Annotated in this window: 18 protein-coding genes; 7 read left to right on the plus strand and 11 right to left on the minus strand. The window is 68.1% G+C overall.

What is annotated here, in order from left to right:
• Window positions 1-41: 41 nt before the first annotated feature.
• Together recG and M8R19_RS16965 are read right to left on the minus strand one after the other, a co-directional pair.
• A complete protein-coding gene (gene recG / locus M8R19_RS16960) occupies window positions 42-2,117 on the minus strand; it encodes an ATP-dependent DNA helicase RecG (protein ID WP_249918389.1) in 2,076 nt (691 codons plus the stop codon).
• Complete coding sequence (locus M8R19_RS16965) at window positions 2,114-3,046, minus strand: hydrogen peroxide-inducible genes activator (RefSeq protein WP_009614159.1); 933 nt, start codon at window positions 3,044-3,046, stop codon at window positions 2,114-2,116. The genes recG and M8R19_RS16965 overlap by 4 nt, the downstream gene beginning before the upstream one ends.
• A gap of 94 nt (window positions 3,047-3,140) precedes the next feature.
• Here M8R19_RS16965 and M8R19_RS16970 point away from each other — a divergent pair, with 94 nt between their 5' ends.
• From M8R19_RS16970 to M8R19_RS16980, 3 genes are all read left to right on the plus strand, one after another.
• The gene (locus tag M8R19_RS16970; RefSeq protein ID WP_249918390.1) at window positions 3,141-3,998 is read left to right on the plus strand and encodes an NAD-dependent epimerase/dehydratase family protein; all 858 of its coding nucleotides are present in this window, start codon (window positions 3,141-3,143) and stop codon (window positions 3,996-3,998) included.
• A 1-nt stretch (window position 3,999) separates the two neighbouring features.
• Complete coding sequence (locus tag M8R19_RS16975) at window positions 4,000-4,800, plus strand: helix-turn-helix transcriptional regulator (protein WP_249918391.1); 801 nt, start codon at window positions 4,000-4,002, stop codon at window positions 4,798-4,800.
• 67 nt (window positions 4,801-4,867) lie between these two features.
• Window positions 4,868-5,491 (plus strand): LysE family translocator, encoded by a 624-nt coding sequence (locus M8R19_RS16980; protein ID WP_249918392.1) that lies wholly within the window; start codon window positions 4,868-4,870, stop codon window positions 5,489-5,491.
• A 28-nt stretch (window positions 5,492-5,519) separates the two neighbouring features.
• Here the strand turns inward: M8R19_RS16980 and M8R19_RS16985 are convergent, their stop codons facing one another.
• The 6 genes from M8R19_RS16985 to M8R19_RS17010 form a co-directional block, all read right to left on the minus strand.
• Window positions 5,520-6,251 (minus strand): hypothetical protein, encoded by a 732-nt coding sequence (locus M8R19_RS16985; protein WP_064584880.1) that lies wholly within the window; start codon window positions 6,249-6,251, stop codon window positions 5,520-5,522.
• Between the two features lie 71 nt (window positions 6,252-6,322).
• Entirely contained in the window at window positions 6,323-6,703 is a 381-nt protein-coding gene (ridA, locus tag M8R19_RS16990; RefSeq protein WP_009614149.1) for a deaminase RidA, read from the minus strand.
• A 24-nt stretch (window positions 6,704-6,727) separates the two neighbouring features.
• The gene (spoT, locus tag M8R19_RS16995) at window positions 6,728-8,839 is read right to left on the minus strand and encodes a bifunctional GTP diphosphokinase/guanosine-3',5'-bis pyrophosphate 3'-pyrophosphohydrolase (RefSeq protein ID WP_043268111.1); all 2,112 of its coding nucleotides are present in this window, start codon (window positions 8,837-8,839) and stop codon (window positions 6,728-6,730) included.
• 54 nt (window positions 8,840-8,893) lie between these two features.
• Window positions 8,894-9,160 carry a DNA-directed RNA polymerase subunit omega gene (gene rpoZ / locus M8R19_RS17000; RefSeq protein WP_009614145.1) on the minus strand — a complete coding sequence of 89 codons (267 nt, stop codon included), beginning with the start codon at window positions 9,158-9,160 and terminating at the stop codon, window positions 8,894-8,896.
• Window positions 9,161-9,249: 89 nt separating this feature from the next.
• The gene (gmk, locus tag M8R19_RS17005) at window positions 9,250-9,870 is read right to left on the minus strand and encodes a guanylate kinase (RefSeq protein ID WP_009614143.1); all 621 of its coding nucleotides are present in this window, start codon (window positions 9,868-9,870) and stop codon (window positions 9,250-9,252) included.
• A gap of 41 nt (window positions 9,871-9,911) precedes the next feature.
• The gene (locus M8R19_RS17010; protein WP_249918393.1) at window positions 9,912-10,775 is read right to left on the minus strand and encodes a YicC/YloC family endoribonuclease; all 864 of its coding nucleotides are present in this window, start codon (window positions 10,773-10,775) and stop codon (window positions 9,912-9,914) included.
• Between the two features lie 164 nt (window positions 10,776-10,939).
• Between M8R19_RS17010 and rph the strand changes: the two genes are divergently transcribed.
• Window positions 10,940-11,659, plus strand: coding sequence for a ribonuclease PH (rph, locus tag M8R19_RS17015; protein WP_116425191.1), 720 nt, complete (start codon window positions 10,940-10,942; stop codon window positions 11,657-11,659).
• A 16-nt stretch (window positions 11,660-11,675) separates the two neighbouring features.
• On the plus strand, window positions 11,676-12,038 hold the full coding sequence (locus M8R19_RS17020) for a DUF4870 domain-containing protein (protein WP_116425190.1): 363 nt from the start codon (window positions 11,676-11,678) through the stop codon (window positions 12,036-12,038).
• Between the two features lie 276 nt (window positions 12,039-12,314).
• Here M8R19_RS17020 and crc read toward each other — a convergent pair whose 3' ends face one another.
• Complete coding sequence (gene crc / locus M8R19_RS17025) at window positions 12,315-13,094, minus strand: catabolite repression control protein Crc (RefSeq protein WP_009614136.1); 780 nt, start codon at window positions 13,092-13,094, stop codon at window positions 12,315-12,317.
• Between the two features lie 81 nt (window positions 13,095-13,175).
• Between crc and pyrE the strand changes: the two genes are divergently transcribed.
• On the plus strand, window positions 13,176-13,817 hold the full coding sequence (gene pyrE, locus M8R19_RS17030) for an orotate phosphoribosyltransferase (protein ID WP_249918394.1): 642 nt from the start codon (window positions 13,176-13,178) through the stop codon (window positions 13,815-13,817).
• A 19-nt stretch (window positions 13,818-13,836) separates the two neighbouring features.
• Window positions 13,837-14,475, plus strand: coding sequence for a DUF4124 domain-containing protein (locus M8R19_RS17035; protein ID WP_249918395.1), 639 nt, complete (start codon window positions 13,837-13,839; stop codon window positions 14,473-14,475).
• A gap of 4 nt (window positions 14,476-14,479) precedes the next feature.
• Here M8R19_RS17035 and M8R19_RS17040 read toward each other — a convergent pair whose 3' ends face one another.
• The gene (locus tag M8R19_RS17040) at window positions 14,480-14,923 is read right to left on the minus strand and encodes an acyl-CoA thioesterase (protein ID WP_249918396.1); all 444 of its coding nucleotides are present in this window, start codon (window positions 14,921-14,923) and stop codon (window positions 14,480-14,482) included.
• 57 nt (window positions 14,924-14,980) lie between these two features.
• Window positions 14,981-15,889, minus strand: coding sequence for an acetylglutamate kinase (gene argB / locus M8R19_RS17045; RefSeq protein ID WP_043315009.1), 909 nt, complete (start codon window positions 15,887-15,889; stop codon window positions 14,981-14,983).

Here is a 15,889-nt window from a genome sequence, read left to right on the forward strand (position 1 = left end):
TCGTGACTGGCCAGTCATCCGACCGGTGAAATTGAAGCAGGTCACACTTGGCCGTATTGCTGGCCATGTCGGAGCCAACGCTCCAGCAGCGGGCCGACGTGCTGCGGCCAGCGCGCCAGCAGAGCCTGGGCGGCGTCGCGCACCGCCGGCAGCAGGTCGGCGTCGCGCATCAGGTCCGCGACCTTGAACTGTAGCAGACCGGTCTGCCGCGTCCCGAGCATCTCGCCGGGACCGCGCAGCTCCAGGTCGCGCTCGGCGATGACGAAGCCGTCGCAGGTCTCGCGCATGATCGCCAGGCGCTCGCGGCCGATCTGCGACAGCGGCGGGTGGTAGAGCAGCACGCAGTGGCTCGCCGCGCTGCCGCGGCCGACGCGCCCGCGCAGCTGGTGCAGCTGGGCCAGGCCGAGGCGCTCGGGGTTCTCGATGATCATCAGGCTGGCGTTGGGCACGTCGACGCCGACCTCGATCACCGTGGTCGCCACCAGCAGTTGCAGCAGGCCTTCCTTGAAGGCCTCCATCACCGTGGCCTTCTCCGCCGGCTTCATGCGCCCGTGGATCAGGCCCACGCGCAATTCGCCCAGGGCCGAGGCGAGCTCCTCGTAGGTGGTCTCGGCAGCCTGGCAGGTGAGTTCCTCGGACTCTTCGATCAGCGTGCACACCCAGTAGGCCTGGCGGCCTTCGCGGCAGGCGGCGCGGACGCGCTCGATCACTTCGATGCGCCGGCTGTCGGCGACCAGCACGGTGTTCACCGGGGTACGCCCGGGCGGCAGCTCGTCGAGGATCGAGGTGTCCAGGTCGGCGTAGGCGCTCATCGCCAGGGTCCGCGGGATGGGCGTGGCGGTCATGATCAACTGGTGCGGGCAGAGCCGGCCGTCGATGCCCTTCTGGCGCAGGGCCAGGCGTTGCTGCACGCCGAAGCGGTGCTGCTCGTCGATGATCACCAGGGCCAGGCGCTTGAACTTCACCTCGTCCTGGAACAGCGCGTGGGTGCCGACCACCATGGGCACGCCGGCGGCGATCTGCTCCAGCGCGGCGGCGCGTGCCTTGCCCTTGAGCTTGCCGGCCAGCCAGGCGACTTCGATGCCCAGCGGCTGCATCCATTTGCTGAAGTTGAGGTAGTGCTGTTCGGCGAGGATTTCCGTGGGCGCCATCAGCGCCACCTGGTAGCCGGCCTCCAGGGCCTGCAGCGCGGCCAGGGCGGCGACCACTGTCTTGCCGGCGCCGACGTCGCCCTGCACCAGGCGCAGCATGGGTTCGGGCTGCGCCAGGTCGTAGGCGATCTCCGCGCCCACGCGCTGCTGCGCGCCGGTGGGGGCGAAGCCGAGGTTGGCCAGGAAGCGCTGCGGCAGTTTCTTCGCCGGCGGCAGTTCGGGCGCGTGCTGGGCGCGCAGGCTCTCGCGCAGGCGCTGCAGCGACAGCTGGTGCGTCAGCAGTTCCTCGAAGGCCAGGCGGTGCTGGGCCCAGTGGCGGCCCTCGGCGAGTTCCTCGAGGTTGGCGTCCGGCGGCGGCCGGTGCAGGTAGCGGATGGCTTCGTCGAGGGGCGCCAGGCGGTAGTCGCGGGCCAGTTCCTCGGGCAGCCAGTCGGGCAGGCTGTTTGGCCCCAGGCGCGCCAGGGCCTGCTGGCTGAGGGTGCGCAGGCGCTGCTGGGTGAGGCCTTCGGTGGTCGGGTAGATGGGCGTCAGAGTCTGTTCCACCGGGGCCGGCGCAGCGTCGTTCAGCGCGCGGTACTCGGGGTGGTAGATCTCAAGGCCCGAGGCGCCGGGGCGGGCCTCGCCGTAGCAGCGCAGGTGGGTGCCGCGCTTGAGGCCTTCCTTCTGCGCCTGGCTGAAGTGGTAGAAGCGCAGGCTCAGGGTGCCGCTGCCGTCCTGCAGGCGCACCAGCAGGCTGCGGCGCTTGCCCATGACCACGTCGGCGCCGGAGACCACGCCCTCGACCACCGCGTCCTGGCCCGGGCGCAGCGCGCCTATGGGGGTGACGCGGGTGCGGTCCTGGTAGCGCAGCGGCAGGTGGAAGAGGATGTCCTGGAGGTTTTCCAGGCCCACCCGCGCCAGCTTTTCCTCCAGCGCGGCGCCGACGCCCTTGAGCGTCGTGACCGGGACGTTGGCCAGCTCGGTCATGCCGGTTGGGCGTCGCCCTTGGCGGTCGGCCGGGCCACCGAGCACAGGCGGATGGAGTCGGCCAGCACCTCGATGGCGCGCGGCCGCGGGAAGCTGGCGCGCCAGGCGATGGCCACGGTGCGCAGCGGCGCCGGCGGGGTGAACGGGCGGATCTCGATCACCCCGGGAGCGTAGTGGTGGCTGTCCACCGCCGAGAACGGCAGCACCGACACGCCCAGGCCGGAGGCGACCATGTGGCGGATGGTCTCCAGCGAGCTGGATTCCACGGTGGTGTGGCGGTTTTCCTCGCCCCTGCGGGTGGTCGGGCAGGCTTCCAGCACCTGGTCGCGGAAGCAGTGGCCCTCGCCGAGCAGCAGCAGGCTCTTGTCGTTGAGCATCTCGGCGTCGATGGTCTGCCGGGCGGTCCACGGGTGGTCGGCCGGCATCAGCACGTAGAAGGGCTCGTCGAACAGCGGCAGGGTGAGGACGTCGGCCTCCTGGAACGGCAGGGCGATGATGATCGCGTCCAGCTCGCCGGTGCGCAGCTTGTCGCGCAGGATGTGGGTGAAGTTCTCTTCGATGTACAGCGGCATCTGCGGCGCCACCCGGTGCAACTGCGGAATCAGGTGCGGGAACAGGTAGGGGCCGATGGTGTAGATGGCGCCGACCTTCAGCGGCGAGGTCAGCTGGTTCTTGCCGGCCTGGGCCAGCTCGCGGATGCCCTGGGCCTGCTCCAGCACCTTCTGCGCCTGGGCCACGATGCCTTCGCCCACCGGGGTCAGGCGCACCGCGCTCTTGCTGCGCTCGAAGATCAGCACGCCGAGCTCGTCCTCCAGCTTCTTCACGCCGACCGACAGGGTCGGCTGGCTGACGTGGCAGCGCTCGGCGGCGCGGCCGAAATGCTGCTCCTGGGCGAGCGTGACGATGTAGCGCAGTTCGGTGAGGGTCATGGCGACTAATCCGTTGAGTTGGGCCAAGCATAGCGGCTGCGCGGTTGCGAACCAACCGCGCTAAACTCCGGGGCCCTGTCTTTAGGAGGCGAAGATGCCTGCGAATGTTCTGATCGCCGGTTGCGGCGACGTCGGCAGCCGCCTCGGCCGCCAGTTGGCCGCTGAAGGTTGGCGCGTGTATGGGCTGCGCCGTGATACCGCCGCGCTGCCCGCGGGCATCCTGCCGGTGGCCGGCGACCTGGGCAGAGCCGAGTGCCCGCCGGCCTGGCCCGAGGGTGAACTGGACTACCTGGTGTACGCCGCCGCCGCGACCCAGCACGACGAGGCCGGCTACCGCGCCGCCTACGTCGAGGGCCTGCGCCACTGCCTCGGCTGGCTGCAGCAGCGCGGGCAGCGGCCCAAGCGTGTGCTGTTCGTCTCCAGCAGTGGCGTCTACGCCCAGGCGAACGGCGAGTGGATCGACGAGACCTCGCCCGCCGAGGCCCGGCAGTATTCCGGGCGGATCATGCTCGATGCCGAGCGCGTGGCGCTGGACAGCGGCATCCCCGCCAGCGTGGTGCGCCTGACCGGCATCTACGGCCCCGGCCGCGAGTGGCTGCTCAAGCAGGTGCGCGAAGGCTACCGGGTGGCCGTCGAGCCGCCGCTGTACGCCAACCGCATCCACGCCGAGGACGCCGCCGGGCTGCTGGCCTGCCTGCTGCGCGCCGATGCCGAGGGCAAGCCGCTGGAAGACTGCTATATCGGCGTGGACGACGCGCCGGCGCCGCTGGCCGAGGTGGTGGGCTACCTGCGGGGGCTCATGGGCGTCAGCCACTGGGCGGACGAGCAGAGCGTGCGCCGCGCCGGCAGCAAGCGCTGCAGCAACGCCCGCGCCAGGGCGCTGGGCTGGGTGCCGCGCTACCCCAGCTACCGCGAGGGCTACGCCGCCATCCTCGCCGGGCGCGAGGACTGAGGTGGACGCCAACCGGCTGCTGGCGCGCCCCTGGCTGCCCGGGGTGGAGCTGTTCCACGCGGACTTCTCCGGCCAGCCGTTCGGCCGCCACAGCCATGACGCCTTCGCCATCGGCGCCATCCTCCACGGCGCCGGCGGCTACCAGTGTCGCGGCGCCCGCCACGTGCTGCCGGCCGGCACCCTGTCGCTGATGAACCCGGAGGAGCCGCACACCGGCAACGCCGAGAGCGAGCGGCTGGTCTACCGCATGCTCTACATCGAGGAGTCGCGGTTGCTGCCGTTGCTGGGCCGCAAGCAGTTGCCGCGCGGCTTCCAGGAATTGAACCCAGGCGACGATGGCTTGGTCGCGCAAGCCCTGGCGCGGGTGGCCGGCGAGTTCGAGCGCAACGATGCGCTGGGCCTGGAAAGCGAGCTGCTGGCATTGCTGGAACTGGTCTTCGTGCGCCACGGCGGCATGCGCCCGGCGGCTTCGGCGAGCCGCGACGGCGGCGTCACCGCGCGGCTGTGCGACTACCTGGAAAGCCATTACCGCGAGGCGGTGAGCCTGGAGCAACTGGCCGCCCTGGTGCAGCGCCACCCGCGTCACCTGATCGAGAGCTTCCGCCGCGCCTACGGCGTGCCGCCGCACACCTACCTGCTGCAGCGCCGGGTGCGCGAGGCCAAGCGCCTGCTGGTGGAGGGCGCCACGCCCATCGAGGCGGCGTTGGAGCTGGGCTTCTGCGACCAGGCGCATTTCTCCGGCACCTTCCGCCGCTTCACCGGCGTGACCCCGGGGCGTTTCCGCAGCGCCACGCGCACCTGAGTTTCCTACAAGACCGCCGCCGCGCCACCTGGCCAGACTGGCCTCCCGCCACTTCCGGGAGAACGCCATGTTCGCCGCTTTCGCGCTGGTCGCCAGCACCCATTTCGCCGCCCTGCTGTCGCCGGGGCCGGACTTCTTCCTGCTGATCCGCGCCGCCTTGCTGCGTGGTCGCCGCCACGCCGATGGCTGCGCCAGCGGTATCGCCCTGGCCAACTTGGCGAGCATGGGGCTGGTGCTGCTGGTCCTCGGCCAGCTGCCCGACCTGGCGAACCACGGCCTGCGGGTAGTGCAACTGCTGGGCGGGGCCTACTTCGTCTGGCTCGGCGCCCAGGCCGTGCTGGCGCGGCGCGAGCTGGAGATTCCCGGCGAAACCGTCGGGCAGCGCGCGGGAGGTTTCTTCCACGGCCTGCGCGAAGGCTTCCTGGCCAGCAGCCTGAATCCCAAGCTGCCGATCTTCTATACCGGGCTGTTCGGCGTGCTCGGGCCCTTCCACCTGCCGGGTTGGGCGCTCGGCGCCTGCGTGCTGTGGATGGGCGCGGTGGTGCTGTTCTGGGACCTGGCCCTGGTGCGCCTGCTCGATCGGCGGCGCTGGCGCGGCTGGCTACAACGCCGGGTGCGCGCGCTGGATCGTACCTGCGGCGCCCTGCTGCTGGCGCTGGGCGGCTGGTTGCTCTGGCTGGGCGTGCGCTGAAGGCGCCGCGCGGGGCGGCGCCGGCGGCTCAGTCGCGTTCCAGCAGCCAGACGCGCTTGCCCGGGGCGTATTCGGGCATCTCGTCGGCCTGGGCGCGGTTCACCGCTTCGAAGAGTTCCAGCTTGTCGTCCTCGCGCTGGAACAGGTATTCGCGACCCTGGCGGCCCTGTTGCAGCCAGATGCTGTCGCTGTCGCCGCTCATGGCCGCGCAGTCGCCGGCCAGGCACAGGGCGTAGCGGTCGGCGCTGGGCATGCCCTCCACGCGGCCGTCGGCCTGGAAGGTCACCTTGCTGCCCTGGCCCGGGCCTTCCTGGATCACCCAGGTGCCCTTGAGGAAGCTGCCGTACAGGGCGCGCTGGAAGCTGGCGCCGATGGGCGCCGGGCCCTGCTGTTCGGGACGGGCGAAGCGCTGCTCCGGCCAGTTCTCGCTGCCCACCTGCACCAGTTGCTTGCCATCCACCGCCAGCTCTTCCTGCTTGCTGCCGTAGAAGGCCACCTGCCAGTGCTTCTTGTCCGCCGGGTCCTGGCTCAGCTGGCCTTCACCCTGTTCGAAGCCGTTGCTGTAGGTCGCCTGCTGGCTCTTGGTGTCGAGCCGCCATTCCAGGTTGGGCCCGTAGGCCAGTAGCGCCTCGCGCAGCTTGCCGCTCTTGCTGGCGGCGTCGATGGCGGCCTGGTTGATCCAGGTGCCGGACGGATCGGGGGTGCCGGCGCAGCCGGTCAGCAGGCCAAGCAGGGCGCTCAGGACGAGGGCGCGACGCATGCGGGTGCTCCTTGCGGACGAACGGGGGAAAAACGAACGGGGCCGCGAGGGCCCCGTTCGGGAGGAGAGGATTACTCCAGGACGACGATGGCGTCCATCTCGACCTGGGCGCCCTTGGGCAGGGCGGCCACGCCGATGGCGGCGCGCGCCGGGTAGGGCTGGGTGAAGTAGCGGCCCATGATCTCGTTGACCTTGGCGAAGTGCGACAGGTCGGTGAGGAAGATGTTCAGCTTGGCCACGTCGTGCAGGTAGCCGCCGGAAGCCTCGATCACCGCCTTGAGGTTCTCGAACACCTGGACGACCTGCTCCTCGAAGCCCTCGACCAGTTCCATGGTCTGCGGGTTCAGCGGGATCTGCCCGGAGACGTAGACGGTGTTGCCGGCCTTGATCGCCTGGGAGTAGGTGCCGATGGCCGCGGGGGCCTTGTCGGTGTGGATAACGGTCTTGGTCATGTCGACTCCTTGCGAGGGGTGGGATCAGCTGCGCACGCGGGTGATCCGGACCACCCCCTTGAGCGCGCGCAGCTTCTTGATGACGCGGGCCAGGTGCACGCGGTCGTGCACGCTGACCACCAATTGGACCACGCTGACGCGACCGTCGCGCTCGTCCATGCTGATCTTCTCGATGTTGCCGTCGGCGGCGTTGACGCTGGTCGCCAGCAGGGCGATCAGGCCGCGCTGGTGTTCCAGCTCGACGCGCAGCTCGACGTTGAACTCGCCGGTGACATCCTTGGCCCAGCTGAGCTGGATGCATTTTTCCGGGTTGTTGCGGATTTCGCTGATGTTCCTGCAGCTTTCCAGGTGCACCACCATGCCCTTGCCGGCCGACAGGTGGCCGACGATGGGGTCGCCGGGGATCGGCGTGCAGCACTTGGCATAGCTCAGCACCAGGCCCTCGGTGCCGCGGATCGCCAGCGGCCCTTCGGCGTTGGTGGCGGCGGCGTCGCCTTCGCTGGAGAGCAGGCGGCGGGCGACCACGTAGGCCATGCGGTTGCCCAGGCCGATTTCTTCGAGCAGGTCCTCGAAGACTTCCATGCGGTACTCGTTGAGCACGCCCTGGATGCGTTCGGCGGGGATCTTCTCCAGGTGGCTGTCGAAGCCGGCGAGGGTCTTGTTCAGCAGGCGCTCGCCAAGGCTGATGGACTCGGAGCGGCGCTGCTGCTTGAGGGCGTGGCGGATGTGCGTGCGCGCCTTGCCGGTGACAACGAAGTTGAGCCAGGCCGGGTTCGGCCGGGTGCCCGGCGCGGTGACGATCTCCACCGTCTGGCCGCTCTGCAGCGGTTCGGACAGCGGCGCCAGGCGGCGGTTGATGCGGCAGGCGATGCAGCTGTTGCCCACGTCGGTGTGCACCGCGTAGGCGAAGTCGACTGCCGTGGAGCCCTTGGGCAGCTCCATGATGCGGCCCTTGGGCGTGAAGATGTAGACCTCGTCCGGGAACAGGTCGATCTTCACGTTCTCGATGAATTCCAGCGAGTTGCCGGCGCGCTGCTGCAGTTCGAGGATGCCCTTGACCCACTGGCGGGCGCGGGCGTGGGTGCCTTTCTGCACCTCGTCCTCGTTGGACTTGTACAGCCAGTGCGCAGCGATGCCGTGGTTGGCCATCTCTTCCATCTCGCGGGTGCGGATCTGGATCTCGATGGGCACGCCGTGCATGCCGAACAGGGTGGTGTGCAGCGACTGGTAGCCGTTGGCCTTGGGAATCGCGATGTAGTCCTTGAAGCGACCGGGGAACGGCTTGTACAGGTTGTGCACGGCGCCGAGCACGCGGTAGCAGGTGTCGACCTTGTCGACGATGATGCGGAAGGCGTAGACGTCCATGATCTCGTTGAACGCCTTGCGCTTGCCGCGCATCTTCTTGTAGATGCTGAACAGGTGCTTCTCGCGGCCCAGCACCTGGCCTTCCATGCCCTCGCGGGCGAGGCAGTTGACCAGCGATTCCTGGATCTTGCCGACGATCTCGCGACGGTTGCCGCGGGCCTTCTTCACCGCCTGGCGGATGCGCTCGGAGCGCATCGGGTGCATGGCCTTGAAGCCCAGGTCCTCGAATTCCACGCGCATGCTGTGCATGCCCAGGCGGTTGGCGATGGGTGCGTAGATTTCCAGGGTTTCCTTGGCGATGCGCCGGCGCTTCTCGCCGGACAGCACTTCCAGGGTGCGCATGTTGTGCAGGCGGTCGGCCAGCTTGACCAGGATCACGCGGATGTCGCGGGCCATGGCCATGGCCATCTTCTGGAAGTTCTCGGCCTGGGCCTCGGCCTTGGACTCGAAGTTCATCTGGGTCAGCTTGCTGACCCCGTCCACCAATTCCGAGACGGTTTCGCCGAACTGCGCGGTGAGCGCTTCCTTGGCGATGCCGGTGTCCTCGATCACGTCGTGCAGCATGGCCGCCATCAGGCTCTGATGGTCCATGTGCATGTCGGCGAGGATGTTGGCGACGGCGAGCGGATGGGTGACGTAGGCCTCGCCGCTGCGGCGGCGCTGCCCGTCGTGGGCCTGCTCGGCGTAGTAGTAGGCACGGCGGACCAGGTTGACCTGGTCCGGACCGAGATAGCTCGAGAGCCGGTCGGCGAAGGCGTCTATGCTCGGCAAGGCATCACCCCCTGCCGAGTGGACGGCGCCTGTGGTCGTCGGCCGGTCATCGAATTACAGGGCCTCGTTGTTGGCCTCGTCTTCGAAGGCGGCGAACAGCGGTTCTTCTTCAACCACGTCCTCCTGCTGAACGACTTCAGCATCGACCAGGCCGGAAGCGATCTCGCGCAGGGCGACCACGGTGGGCTTGTCGTTTTCCCAGGCTACCTTCGGCTCCTTGCCGCCGGTGGCCAGCTGGCGCGCGCGCTTGGTGGCGAGCATGACCAGCTCGAAACGGTTATCGACGTTGTCCAGGCAGTCTTCGACGGTGACGCGGGCCATGGTGTTCCTCGTTGCGGAAAATGGAGCCCGGGTTTCCGGGCGGACTGAATAGTCTAAAAAATCGCCAATCTTTATGGAAGGGCCGTTTGTTATGCCGACGGCTGCAACAACTCCTCTAGCAACCGCTCGTGGCGCTTCTGCTGGGCGTCCTGGCGCAGCTGGCGGGCACGGAAGATCGACTTGAGGTCTTCCAGAGCATGGGCGAAATCGTCGTTGATCACCAGATGATCGTATTCGACGTAGTGGCTCATTTCGTTGACTGCCTCGCGCATGCGCCGCTCGATCACCTCGTCGCTGTCCTGGCCACGGTTGGTCAGGCGCTGGCGCAGGGCGTGCTGGCTCGGCGGCAGGATGAAGATCGACTGCGCGTGGGGCATCAGCCGGCGCACCTGCTGGGCGCCCTGCCAGTCGATCTCGAGGATCAGGTCGAGGCCTTCGGCGAGGGTCTTTTCCACCCAGCGCTGCGAGGTGCCGTAGAGGTTGCCGAAGACTTCGGCGTGCTCGAGGAATTCGTCGCGTTCGAGCATGGCGGTGAAGGTGTCGCGGCCGACGAAGTGGTAGTTCACCCCGTCCACCTCGCCCGGGCGCATGCCGCGGGTGGTGTGGGAGACCGAGACGCGCACGCTGGGCATGGCTTCGAGCAGCGACTTCACCAGGCTGGTCTTGCCGGCGCCGGAAGGCGCGGAAACGATGTAGAGGGTGCCGGACATGACTGAATCCTGGGGCTATGGGTGGAAAGCGAGCGTGCGGCTCACTCGATATTCTGGACCTGCTCGCGCATCTGTTCGATGAGCACCTTGAGGTTCACCGCGGCCTGGGTCGAGCGCGGGTCGAAGGCCTTGGAGCCGAGTGTGTTGGCCTCGCGGTTGAGTTCCTGCATGAGGAAATCCAGGCGGCGGCCGGCGGCGCCACCGGCCTTGAGCACGCGGCGCACCTCGGCGACATGGGTGCTCAGGCGGTCGAGTTCCTCGGCGACGTCGCTCTTCTGCGCCAGCAGGACCATTTCCTGCTCCAGGCGCTGCGGGTCGGCTTCCAGCTTCAGTTCGGCGAAGCGGTCGAGGATCTTCTGCCGCTGGTTGCCGAGCATCTGCGGCACCAGTTCGCGCAGGTTGGCCACTTCTTCCTGCATGGCGCCCAGGCGTTCGTCGATGATCCGCGCCAGTTCCGCGCCTTCGCGGGCACGGCCGGCCTTGAGCTCGTCCAGCGCCTGGTTGAAGGCGGCCATGGCTTCGGCGTTGAGCGCCTGCGGGTCGGCGGCGTCGCCCACCAGCACGCCCGGCCAGGCCAGCACGGCCAGCGGGTCGATCGGCGCCGGCTGCTTGATCAGCGCGGCCACGCCCTCGGCGGCGGCCACCAGCTGCGCGGCGCGCTCGCGGTCGACCTGCAGCGGCTTGCCGGCGGTGTCCTCGTTGAAACGCAGGGTGCATTCCACCTTGCCGCGCGACAGGCCCTGGCGCAGCGCCTCGCGCACCGGCCCTTCGAGGTCGCGGAAGGTTTCCGGCAGGCGCAGGTTGGGTTCCAGGTAGCGGTGGTTCACCGAGCGCAGTTCCCAGCTCAGGGTCCCATTGGTCCCGGCCCGTTCGACGCGGGCGAAGGCGGTCATGCTGTGAACCATGGGGCTACCTCGCTGTGATTCGGCTGAAAGCGATGAAATGTCATCGTGAACCGGCAATTGTACCCCAGCGGGGCCGGCCGCCGCACGCCGGCGGTGGTTGCCGGACTGCCGGGGCCTCTATAATGGCGGCCAGTATCCGATCCAATCTCGCATAGGAAGTCTCGATGAACCGTCCCAGTGGCCGCGCCGCCGACCAGTTGCGCCCGATCCGCATCACCCGCCACTACACCAAGCATGCCGAGGGTTCGGTTCTGGTGGAGTTCGGCGACACCAAGGTGATCTGCACCGTGAGCGCCGAGAGCGGCGTGCCGCGCTTCCTCAAGGGCCAGGGGCAGGGCTGGCTGACCGCCGAGTACGGCATGCTGCCGCGCTCCACCGGCGAGCGGAATGCGCGCGAGGCCAGCCGCGGCAAGCAGGGCGGCCGCACCCTGGAAATCCAGCGTCTGATCGGCCGTTCGCTGCGCGCCGCGCTGGACCTGACCAAGCTGGGCGAGAACACCCTGTACATCGACTGCGACGTGATCCAGGCCGACGGCGGCACCCGCACCGCGTCCATCACCGGCGCCACCGTGGCGCTGATCGACGCCCTGGCGGTGCTGAAGAAGCGCGGCGCGCTCAAGGGCAACCCGCTCAAGCAGATGGTCGCCGCGGTCTCCGTGGGCATCTACCAGGGCGTGCCGGTGCTTGACCTGGATTACCTGGAGGACTCGGCCGCCGAGACCGACCTGAACGTGGTGATGACCGACGCCGGCGGCTTCATCGAGGTGCAGGGCACCGCCGAGGGCGAGCCGTTCAAGCCGGCCGAGCTGAACGCCATGCTGGAGCTGGCGCAGCAGGGCATGCAGGAACTGTTCGAACTGCAGCGCGCCGCGCTGGCCGACTGACGCGGGAGGGGCGGGGATGAACGACGAACTGCAAACGAGGCCGAGCCAGGAAGCCCGGCAGTGGGCGATGTTCTGCCACTTCTCCGCCTTCCTCGGCCTGGTCTTCCCCTTCGGCAACCTGCTGGGCCCGCTGATCGTCTGGCAGATCAAGCGCGAGTCCGATCCCTTCGTCGACAGCCAGGGCAAGGAGGCGCTGAACTTCCAGATCACCGTCAGCCTGGCGATGCTGGTCAGCTTCTTCCTCTGCCTGCTGGTGATCGGCTTCCTGCTGCTGGCGCTGGTCTGCGCCGGCGCCCTGGTGCTGACCGTGATCGCCGGGGTCAAGGCCAACGAGGGTCGTGACTACCGCTATCCGTTCACCTGGCGGCCGTTGAAGTAGGCGAAAGCGCTCTTTGTAGGAGCGGGCCCTGCCCGCGATTCGCGCGCAGGGCGCGCGCCTACAGGGGAATGGCGCGGGTGGGGTGGCGTAGGAGCGTGTCTATTGGGTTCCCGCGAACGCGGGAACCCAGGGCCGTAGGGCGTATAACCGTTCGCGGTTATACGCCGCCGTGCCGGGCGCCTTGGTCATGCGGTACAACATATCCCCGTAGGAGCGGACTTTGTCCGCGATCCCGCCGGCAAGGCCGGCGATCGGCCGGGAGGGCGCGGGCTGCCGTCAGATGCTCAATGTCCAGTCGTAGTCGATGATCAGCGGCGCGTGGCGCGAGAAGCGCGGCTGCCGTGGCAGCTTGGCGCTGCGCACGAAGCGGCGCAGACCCGGGGTGAGGATCTGGTAGTCGAAGCGCCAGCCCAGGTTCAGCATCTCGGCCTGCTCGCTGTCCGGCCACCAGCTGTACTGGTCGCCTTCGCGATTGACCTCGCGCAGGGCATCGACGTAGCCCATGTTGCCGAACACCTCGTCCATCCAGCCGCGCTCGGGCGCGAGGAAGCCTGGCATCTGCTGGCATTCGCGCCAGTTCTTCACGTCCAGCTTGTTGTGGGCCAGGTACAGCGACCCACAATAGATGTACTCGCGGCGCTTGCGGCGCTGCTTGTTCAGGTAGGCGGCGAAGTCTTCCATGAACTTGAACTTCTGGTTCAGGTTCTCGTCACCCTCCTGCCCGCTCGGCAGAAGAATGCTGGCAATACTCACCTTATCGAAATCGGCTTGCAGGTAGCGCCCGTAACGATCGGCCATCTCGAAACCCAGCCCGCTTATGACGGCCTTGGGTTGCAGACGACTATAGATTGCGACGCCACCCTGGCTGGGCACTTCGGCGTCGCAGGCGTACAGGAAGTAGCCGTCCAGCTGGTAGGACGGGTCGTCCAGATCGAAAGCGGAGGCGCGGGTATCCTGCAAGCAGATCACGTCGGCATTCTGGGCTTGCAACCAGCTGAGCAATCCCCGCTCGGCTGCAGCCTGAATACCATTCACGTTCACACTGATGATCCGCATAAATGGCCCCCAAAATCACGTGTGTGTATGATACCCGAGCTCAAACGGTTTAGCTAAATTCATACCGGCCGGTTCTCTCCCATGCAGGCATATCAACGCGATTTCATCCGTTTCGCCATCGAGCGCGGCGTACTGCGCTTCGGCGAATTCACTCTCAAGTCCGGGCGCACCAGCCCCTATTTCTTCAATGCCGGCCTGTTCAACAGTGGCCTGGCATTGGCCAAGCTGGGGCGCTTCTACGCCGCCGCGGTCGTCGACAGCGGCATCGATTTCGATGTCCTGTTCGGCCCGGCCTATAAAGGAATCCCCCTGGCGGCCGCTACAGCGGTGGCCCTGGCCGAGCAGCACGGGCGCGACCTGCCCTGGTGCTTCAACCGCAAGGAAGCCAAGGACCACGGCGAAGGCGGCACTCTGGTGGGCGCGCCGCTGGCCGGCCGGGTGCTGATCGTCGACGACGTGATCACCGCCGGCACCGCGATCCGCGAGGTCATGCAGATCATCGAGGCCCAGGGCGCCAAGGCCGCCGGCACGCTGATCGCGCTGAACCGCCAGGAGCGCGGCAAGGGCGAGCTGTCGGCGATCCAGGAAGTGGAGCGCGACTTCGGCATGCCGGTGGTCAGCATCGTGTCCCTGGAGCAGGTCCTCGAATACCTGGCCGGCGACGCCGAGCTCAAGCGTCACCTGCCGGCGGTCGAGGCCTATCGCGCGCAGTACGGAATCTAACCAGAACAGGGTGTCCGGCATGGCCAAGCAGGGTGCTTTTCGCCGTGGTGCATTGATGGGGTGGCTGGTCTTCGGGCTGGCCGGGCCGGCGCTGGCGGCGAATGCCGCCGGCAATCCCTCGTCCGGCGGCGCCGTCGAGATGTACCGCTACGTCAACGACAAGGGTGTGACCGTCATCGACCGCCTGGGCGTGCCGTCGCAGTACATCGGCAAGGGCTACGAAGTGCTCAACGAGCAGGGGCGGGTGATCCGCGTGGTGCCGCCGGCGCCGACCGCGGAGGAAATCCAGCAGCGCAAGGCCGCTGCCGCCCAGGCCAGTTCCGATGCCCAGCTGCTGCGCCTGTACACCAGCGTCGAGGACGTCGACCGCGCCCGCGAGCGCAAGCTGTCCGAGCTGGATGGCCTGAGCAGCGTGGCCCGGGGCAACCTGCAGTCGCTGAAGACGCAGCAGGGCAACCTGCAGGCCCAGGCCGCCGACGCCGAGCGCGCCGGGCGCCAGGTGCCACAGCAGTTGGTCGAGCAGTTGGCCAACCTGAAGGACGAGGAGCAGCGCCTGCTGCGCGACATCGCCCACTACCAGCAGCTGCGCGCCCAGGCCAAGACCTCCTTCGACGCCGACCGCGCGCGCCTGGCGCAATTGCTCGGCGCTTCCCGCTAGAGCGTCAGGCGGCGGGCAGGCGCTCGAAAGCCGCGATGCGTTCGCGCAGCCAGTCCGGCAGGGGCTGGCTCTGCCGCTGGTCGTTGGCGTAGGCGTAGATCAGCTCGCCGAGGGTCAGCGGCTGCTCCTCGCACCAGATCGCCACCTGGAAGGTCAGGCTGCTGCGCCCAAGGCGCGCGACGCGCACGCCCATGTCCAGCCAGTCGTCGTAGCGCGCCGGGGCGAAGTACTCCAGGCTGCTCTTCACCGCGAACAGGTCGCCGCCGCCGCGCAGCAGGTCGGCCGGGTAGCGGATCTCCAGGTTGCGGTAGTACTCGGTGGTGGCGACGTCCGCGTAGGTCAGGTAGTTGCCGTTGAAGACGATGCCCTGCGGGTCGACTTCCGACCAGCGCACGCGCAGGCCGTGGAAGAAGCGGAATTCATGGCGTTCGGGAAAGGCTGAAGGCATTGCGGCCTCCGGGAGGCAGAGGGGAACCGCCACGGCGGGCGCCGTGGCGGGTAGTGCTCAGTGACGCGGCTTGCGGTTGCTGATCAGGGTGCCGACGCCGCTGTCGGTGAAGATTTCCAGCAGCACGGCGTTGGGCACGCGGCCATCGATGATGTGCGCGCTGGTCACGCCGCCCTGTACCGCTTCCAGGGCGCAGCGGATCTTCGGCAGCATGCCGCCGTAGATGGTGCCGTCGGCGATCAGGCTGTCGACCTGCTCGGTGGTCAGGCCGGTGAGCACCTGGCCCTGCTTGTCCATCAGGCCGGCGATGTTGGTCAGCAGCATCAGCTTCTCGGCCTTCAGTGCCTCGGCCACCTTGCCGGCCACCAGGTCTGCGTTGATGTTGTACGACTCGCCGTTGGCGCCCACGCCGATGGGCGCGATCACCGGGATGAAGTCGCCCCTGACCAGCATGTTCAGCAGCTCGGTGTTGACCCCGGTGACCTCGCCGACGTGGCCGATGTCGATGATTTCCGGCTTGGTCATCTCCGGCGTCTGGCGGGTGACGGTGAGCTTCTTCGCGCGGATCAGCTCGGCGTCCTTGCCGGTCAGGCCGATGGCGCTGCCGCCGTGGCGGTTGATCAGGTTGACGATGTCCTTGTTCACCTGGCCGCCGAGGACCATCTCCACCACGTCCATGGTCTGCGCGTCGGTGACGCGCATGCCGTCGATGAAGTGGCTCTCGATGGACAGGCGGTTGAGCAGGTCGCCGATCTGCGGGCCGCCGCCGTGCACCACCACCGGGTTGATGCCGACCGCCTTCATCAGCACCACGTCGCGGGCGAAGCTGTTCTTCAGCTCGTCGGTCTCCATGGCGTTGCCGCCGTACTTGATGACCAGCGTCTTGCCGACGAAACGGCGGATGTAGGGAAGCGCTTCGGCAAGGACGCGGGCTACCTGGGCTGCGTCATCGCGGCTCTGGGACAT

The sequence above is a fragment of the Pseudomonas sp. R3.Fl genome, from assembly GCF_023516765.1.
In the GTDB taxonomy this organism is placed as follows: Bacteria; Pseudomonadota; Gammaproteobacteria; order Pseudomonadales; family Pseudomonadaceae; genus Pseudomonas; species Pseudomonas citronellolis.